At 59.5% G+C, this 7,069-nt stretch carries 9 protein-coding genes; 8 read left to right on the top strand and 1 reads right to left on the bottom strand.

What is annotated here, in order from left to right:
• Window positions 1-130: integrase core domain-containing protein (locus KHU33_RS05925; protein ID WP_211461591.1), on the top strand; the 130-nt coding region annotated here is incomplete at its 5' end.
• 49 nt (window positions 131-179) lie between these two features.
• Here KHU33_RS05925 and KHU33_RS05920 read toward each other — a convergent pair.
• Window positions 180-692 carry a winged helix DNA-binding protein gene (locus KHU33_RS05920; protein ID WP_211461587.1) on the bottom strand — a complete coding sequence of 171 codons (513 nt, stop codon included), beginning with the start codon at window positions 690-692 and terminating at the stop codon, window positions 180-182.
• 359 nt (window positions 693-1,051) lie between these two features.
• Here KHU33_RS05920 and pxpB point away from each other — a divergent pair, with 359 nt between their 5' ends.
• The 7 genes from pxpB (at window position 1,052) to pcp (ending at window position 6,970) form a co-directional block, all read left to right on the top strand.
• The gene (gene pxpB, locus KHU33_RS05915) at window positions 1,052-1,705 is read left to right on the top strand and encodes a 5-oxoprolinase subunit PxpB (RefSeq protein WP_211461586.1); all 654 of its coding nucleotides are present in this window, start codon (window positions 1,052-1,054) and stop codon (window positions 1,703-1,705) included.
• Window positions 1,702-2,679, top strand: a complete 978-nt coding sequence (locus KHU33_RS05910; protein WP_211461585.1) for a 5-oxoprolinase subunit C family protein — start codon at window positions 1,702-1,704, stop codon at window positions 2,677-2,679. Before pxpB ends, KHU33_RS05910 begins: the two co-directional genes overlap by 4 nt.
• 20 nt (window positions 2,680-2,699) lie before the next feature.
• Window positions 2,700-3,503 carry a 5-oxoprolinase subunit PxpA gene (pxpA, locus tag KHU33_RS05905; protein WP_230414075.1) on the top strand — a complete coding sequence of 268 codons (804 nt, stop codon included), beginning with the start codon at window positions 2,700-2,702 and terminating at the stop codon, window positions 3,501-3,503.
• Between the two features lie 69 nt (window positions 3,504-3,572).
• The gene (locus tag KHU33_RS05900) at window positions 3,573-4,292 is read left to right on the top strand and encodes a DUF969 domain-containing protein (RefSeq protein ID WP_211461584.1); all 720 of its coding nucleotides are present in this window, start codon (window positions 3,573-3,575) and stop codon (window positions 4,290-4,292) included.
• A complete protein-coding gene (locus KHU33_RS05895) occupies window positions 4,289-5,275 on the top strand; it encodes a DUF979 domain-containing protein (RefSeq protein ID WP_211461583.1) in 987 nt (328 codons plus the stop codon). Before KHU33_RS05900 ends, KHU33_RS05895 begins: the two co-directional genes overlap by 4 nt.
• 9 nt (window positions 5,276-5,284) lie before the next feature.
• Window positions 5,285-6,295: a DUF2891 domain-containing protein gene (locus KHU33_RS05890; RefSeq protein WP_211461582.1), complete on the top strand. Its 1,011-nt coding sequence runs from the start codon at window positions 5,285-5,287 to the stop codon at window positions 6,293-6,295.
• 12 nt (window positions 6,296-6,307) lie between these two features.
• On the top strand, window positions 6,308-6,970 hold the full coding sequence (pcp, locus tag KHU33_RS05885) for a pyroglutamyl-peptidase I (protein ID WP_211461581.1): 663 nt from the start codon (window positions 6,308-6,310) through the stop codon (window positions 6,968-6,970).
• Window positions 6,971-7,069: the final 99 nt, after the last annotated feature.

Genomic DNA, 7,069 nt, shown 5'->3' with positions numbered 1-7,069 from the left:
CCGTCCGGCAGACCTGCAACAAGCCGCGAAGATGGTGGCGCAATCCGTTCGGATCTACAACCGGGAACGGCCGCATACGGCCCTGAAATACAAAACGCCCGATGCGGTGCATCGAGCGTTTGTGTTGTAATAAAACCTGTCAACCTATTTTAGGACTGGACACTGCCTGGAAAGCAAACCTACCTTGAAGTCGCAGCACGTGAAGCCGTATCGTACAGGCCCGAGGCAGTGCGCAGCAGTTTTGCGGCGTCGCCCAAGGCCTGGTTCGACAAACCGGTGTCGGACAGCACGGCGATCAGGCACTCTTCGCGCATTTCGCGGTATTTGAGGCATAGCGCATAACCGCTTTCGGTAGCGGAAAAATAAGCCTCTTTGCCGACTTTTTCGCTTTGTATGTAACCGGCTTTTACCAGTTTCTTCAGTGCATAACTGGCAATATGGGTATCTTCGATGTTCAACACAAAGCAGATGTCGGCCAGGCTTTTTTTGCGTTCACGGTGGCATACATGGTGCAACAAGGAAACTTCGACCGGGGTCATATCCTTGACGCCGGCCGCCGACATGCAGCGCGACATCCAGCGATTAAATGCATTGCCGGCAATGATCAATGCGTATTCCAACTCAGACAATTCGACGCTGCTTTCCGAAGCCAGGTGGGCGGAAGACAGGATTTTAGGTGCGGCAACGTTCATACATTCCCTACTAAACGCCAAGAAAAATCAATCATACAACTAGTTCGACAAAAAACCAGAGCGAATTTAAATCGGTATTTCAGCAACAATACCGATTATTTGCACACAAATTATTGACATTTTATTTTTGATGAACGATATTGCCCTTTGCTTAAACTCTGCGAACAAAGAGTAAGCTTGTTAGGGGGTAGACTAAATCGGCATGCTGCGACGGCGGCCAATCCAATCCTGCCCCGCCATTTTTCTTTGCAATTCAACGTTTTGCCAGCAATTGAGGACAGAGTCATGCGCCGCCCTGCGGTGGTTCTTGCACTCCATGCCACGCTTGCCGACTATTCTGCCGAAGGAAACCAGCCGCAATGACCCAAGCCGTCATACAAGCTCTTGGCGAAAGCGCCCTGATATTGAATACAGGAGCCAGCGTTACTCTGGAATGCCAACAGCGCTTGTGGGCAATCGCTGCTAAAGCCTGGCATTGGCCGCATGTGCGCGATGTGGTCCCTGGCATGAACAATCTGACTATCCTGTTCGACCCTCTGACAGCCGATGCGCAGCAACTGGCAGATAAGCTGCAAAGCGCATGGGACAGCGCTTCAATCAGTCAAAAAGCGGGGCGGAAAATCGACATCCCGGTGACCTACGGCGGTGACAACGGCCCTGATCTGGAAGAAGTCGCGCGCCACACCGGCTTGTCGCCGGCCGAGGTCGTCAAGCGCCATACGGCGGCTGAATACATCGTCTATTTCATCGGTTTTCAACCGGGCTTTCCCTACCTGGGCGGACTCGACCCGCAACTGGCCACGCCGCGCCGCAGCGAACCGCGGCTGGTGGTGCCGGCCGGCTCGGTCGGCATCGGCGGCAGCCAGACCGGGATTTATCCGGCAGCCTCGCCCGGCGGCTGGCAACTGATCGGCCATAGCGCGCTGCGCCTGTTCGATCCCGGCGCCAATCCGCCCACCTTGCTGCAACCGGGCGACCGCGTGCGTTTCGTCGCCAGCGAGGTGATTGCATGATCAAGATCATCCGCGCCGGACGCCTCAACTCGGTCCAGGACATGGGTCGCAGCGGCTTCCGCCATCTAGGCGTCTGCCAGTCCGGCGCGCTGGACCGCAGCGCACTCGCCATCGCCAATCTGCTGGTAGGCAATCCGCGCGAGGCCGCCGTCATCGAATTCACGCTTGGCCCCTGCGAGCTGGTGTTTACATTCGATTGCCGCATCGCCCTGGGCGGCGCCGATTTCGGCGCGACGCTGGACGACAGGCCGCTTCCGCCATGGTGGAGCGTGCGTACGCATGCCGGACAAACCCTGAAACTGAACGCAGCACGCCAGGGGATGCGCGCTTACCTGGCAATCGCCGGCGGCATCGATTCTTCCACTCAGCTAGGTTCACGCGCCACCGATCTGCAAGCAGGTTTTGTCGCCCACGACGGCCGTGCGCTGACCGAAGGCGATGGTCTCTCTGCCGGCATACCGAACGACCCGGCCGCGGCGCTGCATACCGCGGCGTCATTCGGCGTGCGGCCGCCTTCCTGGTACCACGCCAACGATGACGAAGCGCTGGCGATCCGCGTCATACCCGGCCCTGAATATCGCTTGTTCACGGTGGCCGCGCAAAAGACTTTCTGGAACAGCAGCTGGACCTTGACGCCGCAAAGCAATCGCATGGGCTTTCGCCTAAGCGGACCGGAACTGAAGATCAAAAAAGGCGGCGACCTGTTGTCCCACGGCGTCTTGCCGGGTGTGATCCAGGTACCGCCCGCCGGCCAGCCTATCGTCCTGATGGCGGATGCGCAAACCACCGGCGGCTATCCCAAGATCGGCGTGGTGATCGAAGCCGACCTGGCCAAGCTGGCGCAGTTGCGCTTCAATCGCACCATACAGTTTGTCGAATGCGACGCTGCCCAGGCACGCGAGGAATTGCGCCAGAATGCGTTGTATCTGCAACAGATCAAAACCGCGATGCACTGGTTGCGTCCGGCCCAATAGAAGCAGACGAGGAGCAGACCATGCCCAAGAAAAATATGCGGAACCAGCAGGTTGACCTCAACGCCGATCTCGGCGAACAAAGCAACGGCAGCGACCAAGCATTGCTGGCGCTGGTCAGCTCGGCCAACATCGCTTGCGGCTGGCACGCAGGCAGCGCCTTGATGATGCAGCAATGCGTGGCCTGGGCGGTCGCGCAAGGGGTAGCCATCGGCGCCCATCCGAGCTTTCCCGACCGTGATAATTTCGGCCGCACCGAAATGCAACTTCCGGCCAATGAAATCTATAGCGGCGTGCAGTACCAGATCGGTGCACTGGCGGCGATTGCCACCGCTCAAGGTGCGCAGCTGGCGCACGTCAAACCGCACGGCGCGCTGTACAACATGGCGGCGCGCGACGCTGAGCTGGCCGACACCATCGTTGCCGCGATCCGCGATGTCGATCCGGCCCTGGCCTTGTTTGGCCTGGCCGGCAGCGAGCTGATTGCCGCCGCCCACCGCGCCGGCTTGCAGGCGGTGGAAGAAGTGTTTGCCGACCGCGGCTACATGGCGGACGGCAGCCTGGTCAAGCGCGGCACGCCCGGCGCCTTGATCGAAGACGAGGAGCTGGCACTGGCACAAACCATGCATATGATCCGTGACGGCAAGGTTCAGGCGATAGACGGCAGCTGGGCGCCAGTCAAAGCAGACACGGTTTGCCTGCACGGCGACGGTGCGCATGCGCTGGCGTTTGCGCAGCGCATCCACGCCGAGCTGAACCGCCAAGGCATCGCCATCCGCGCGCCCCGGATAGCAACTGCCGATAGCCTGTTTCCCCTATTAAGCTAAGCAATACCCCCCAGGCAGTCAATAGAATCGGCGGCGCAGCAACGACCGCCTCAACCTTAGGAGATAGCAATGACCGTAACAGAATTATTGCCGCTGATCGGCATACCGATAGTGGTAGCTGGGTTTGCCTTCAAATTCAACCCCTTGCTGGTGGTGACCGTGGCGGGCCTGGCGACCGGCCTGTCGGTAGGCATGGATCTCGGCACCCTGCTGGAAACCTTTGGCGAGAAATTCATCAACAGCCGTTCGCTGGCGGTGTACGTGCTGATCCTGCCGGTGATCGGCTTGCTCGAAAGTTACGGGCTGAAAGAACGTGCGCAAGACTGGATTGCGAGCCTGGCCGGCGCCACTTCGGCACGTATCCTGATGTTGTATTTTGTGTTGCGCCAAGGTTTGGGCGCCCTCGGCTTGACCTACATCGGCGGCCAGGCGCAAACCGTGCGGCCGCTGCTGGCGCCTATGGTCGAGGGCGCGGCTACAGCGCGCTACGGCGAACTGCCGCTGCACATCCGCGACAAGCTGCGCGCGCATTCCGCCGCTTGCGACAACGTTGCCGTGTTCTTCGGCGAGGACATTTTCATTGCCTTCGGCGCGGTGCTGCTGATGGCTGCCTTCCTCAAGGAAAACGGCATTCTCGGTATCGAACCGCTGCATCTCGGACTGTGGGCCATACCCACCGCGATTGCGGCGCTGATCATTCACATGTTCCGCCTGGTGCGGCTGGACGCCAGCATCGCGCGCGACATCGCAGCCTGGAAACAATCCGGTGGACAAGAGGTAACAGCATGAGCGCCCTGATCACCATCAACGAGATCTACTACCTGATCGGCGTCATCCTCATGCTGCTGGTCGGCCTGACCTTGCGCGACAAAGGCAATCCGAAACGCCTGACCACGGCCTTGTTCTGGTTCCTGTTCGGCGCGATATTCCTGTTCAGCGATTTGCTGGTTTCTTCGCTCGGCAAACCGCTGGCCTATCGCATCATCGGCGTGGTGGTAATGCTGATTTCACTGATCGCCGGCTGCGGCCTGCTGTCCATCGGCACTTACAAACAACGCAACCATGAGCAACGTCAGGCGTCGGCCAACCAGTTTGGCAACTGGATCTTCCTGCCTGCCGTGCTGATCCCGATAGTGACCGTACTGTGCACGGTCTTGCTGAAAGGCGTGTCGATCGGCGGCGTCTATCTGCTCGACCAGAAACAACTGACGCTGGCAGCGCTGTGCGTAGGTTGCATCTGCGCGATTCTGGCCGGCTGGAAAATGACCGGCGGCACGCCGCTGCAAGCAGTGCGTGAATCGCGCCGGCTGCTCGACGCCATCGGCTGGGCCGCGGTTCTGCCGCAAATGCTGGCGATGCTGGGCGGCGTGTTCGTTGCCGCCCAGACCGGCAAATCGGTGCAGGAAGTAGTCAGCCTGTTCGTCAATCCGGACAGCCGTTTCATGCTGGTCGTGATTTACTGCGTCGGCATGGCCTTGTTCACCATGATCATGGGTAACGCCTTCGCGGCTTTCCCGGTGTTGACCGCAGGCATTGCGCTGCCGTTCCTGATCGTCGGCCACCACGCCGATCCGGCGCCGCTGGTGACCATCGGCATGCTGGCCGGTTATTGCGGTACATTGATGACGCCGATGGGCGCAAACTACAATATCGTGCCGGCGGCGCTGCTGGAACTGAAAGATAAATACCTTGTCATCAAAACCCAGATTCCGACTGCATTGACGCTATTGGCAGCGAATATACTGCTAATGTATTTCCTGGTATTCCGCTAAGGAGAAATCATGCATCTAACTCTTGATCAGGTTTCGGCTTTCGCGCGCCTGCCTTTGCGCTCGCTGCGCCACGAATATCCGAACCACATCATGCACGTCTTGAATGGCGCGCAGGACGTATTATCGCCGCGCGCGCTGCACCCGGTGTTTTACGGCTGCTACGACTGGCATTCAGCGGTGCACGGTTACTGGCTGCTGGCGCGCTGCGCCCGTCTGTATCCGAGCTTGCCGCAGCAGGATGACATCGCGGCGCTGTTCGAGGAGCATTTCAGCGCTGCCAACATGGAGCAGGAACTGCTGTATTTCCAGGCGCCGGGACGGGTTTCTTTTGAACGCCCGTACGGCTGGGCCTGGATCATGGCGCTGGCGCAGGAGCTGGAAACCTGGCAGCATCCCAAGGCCAGAACCTGGTTGACAACAATGGAGCCGCTGGTGGCTGAAATACGCAGCCGCGTGTTCAGTTATTTCTCCAAACTCAGCTATGCGATTCGCGTCGGCACTCATTACAACAGCGCGTTTGCCCTGAAACTGATACTCGATTTCGCCCGCCATCGCGGCGACGCCGAACTGGAAAGCGCCGTGGTCAACACCGCCTGCCGTTACTTTATGGGCGACAGCAATTACCCGGCGCACTACGAACCCGGCGGCGACGAATTCCTGTCAGGAGCGCTGACCGAAGCCTTGCTGATGGCGGATGTACTCGATGCGGATGTCTTCGTCGACTGGTTTGCGCAGTATCTGCCCAAGCTGGCCGATATCGACAGGCTGATGAATCCGGCCGATGTCAGCGACCATGGCGACCCCAAGATCGCCCATCTGAACGGCTTGAACTTGAGCCGCGCCTGGTGCATGAAAAAGATTGCCCGGCGCCTGCCGGAAAACGACCCGGCCACCGCCACGCTGAGCGCGGCGGCGCGCCGTCATATCGACGCCGGCCTGCCCCATGTCGTCAGCGGCGAGTATGCCGGCGAACATTGGCTGGCGACGTTTGCCATGCTGGCGATGGAAAACTCAAACTAAGGCCGACAATTAATGATTCAGCAGATTCAGCAAAACATTTTGCTAACCGGCTTTGAGCCGTTCGAGCAGGAACCGCTCAATCCATCGTGGGAAGCCGTACGCGCGCTGGACGGCTGGTCATGCCAAGGCGCGCGCGTGGCAGCGCGCCAATTGCCCTGTGTTTTCGGCAGCGCGTTGCAAGTGCTGGATCAATTGATCGCCGAGCTCAAGCCGGTACTGGTGATTTGCGTCGGCCAGGCCGGCGGCCGCAGCCAGCTATCGGTGGAGCGAGTGGCGATCAATGTCGACGATGCACGGATTGCCGATAACGCCGGTTGCCAGCCGATCGATCAGCCGATATGCAGCGACGGCCCCGCAGCGTATTTTTCGACCTTGCCGATCAAGGGCGTGGTCAAGGCGATGCGCGCCGCCGGCATCCCGGCCGAAGTGTCGCAAACCGCCGGCACCTTTGTCTGCAACCATGTGTTTTACGGCTTGATGCATCAGCTGGCGACGCATGCGCCTGAAGTCCGTGGCGGCTTCATTCATATTCCCTACATTCCATCGCAGGCAGCGCGCCATCCCGGCCAGCCCAGCCTGGCGCTGGAAACCGTCATCGGCGGTTTGCGCGTCGCCCTGCAAAGCGCCCTGACATTGCAACAAGACGTGATCGAAGGCGGCGGCCAGTTGCACTGATTGCGGCCCGGATGAGGCGCATGTGGATTCCGTTAATTTCCTGATTTCCAGCAAGCCGATCTTGTATCATTGCTTCGACGGGGTGATGAGAAGGTGATA

The organism is Collimonas silvisoli (genome assembly GCF_018305005.1).
Taxonomy (GTDB): domain Bacteria; phylum Pseudomonadota; class Gammaproteobacteria; order Burkholderiales; family Burkholderiaceae_D; genus Collimonas; species Collimonas silvisoli.
The sequence above is the reverse complement of the archived record's forward strand: the minus strand, read 5'-3'. Positions and strand labels throughout refer to the sequence as shown.

Bases quoted from the DNA above. Each gene is read 5' to 3' on its own strand.
- KHU33_RS05920 (WP_211461587.1), bottom strand. From the start codon at position 692: ATGAACGTTGCCGCACCTAAAATCCTGTCTTCCGCCCACCTGGCTTCG.
- KHU33_RS05895 (WP_211461583.1), top strand. From the start codon at position 4,289: ATGAGCGCCCTGATCACCATCAACGAGATCTACTACCTGATCGGCGTC.
- KHU33_RS05910 (WP_211461585.1), top strand. From the start codon at position 1,702: ATGATCAAGATCATCCGCGCCGGACGCCTCAACTCGGTCCAGGACATG.
- KHU33_RS05890 (WP_211461582.1), top strand. From the start codon at position 5,285: ATGCATCTAACTCTTGATCAGGTTTCGGCTTTCGCGCGCCTGCCTTTG.
- pxpB (WP_211461586.1), top strand. From the start codon at position 1,052: ATGACCCAAGCCGTCATACAAGCTCTTGGCGAAAGCGCCCTGATATTG.
- pcp (WP_211461581.1), top strand. From the start codon at position 6,308: ATGATTCAGCAGATTCAGCAAAACATTTTGCTAACCGGCTTTGAGCCG.
- KHU33_RS05900 (WP_211461584.1), top strand. From the start codon at position 3,573: ATGACCGTAACAGAATTATTGCCGCTGATCGGCATACCGATAGTGGTA.
- pxpA (WP_230414075.1), top strand. From the start codon at position 2,700: ATGCCCAAGAAAAATATGCGGAACCAGCAGGTTGACCTCAACGCCGAT.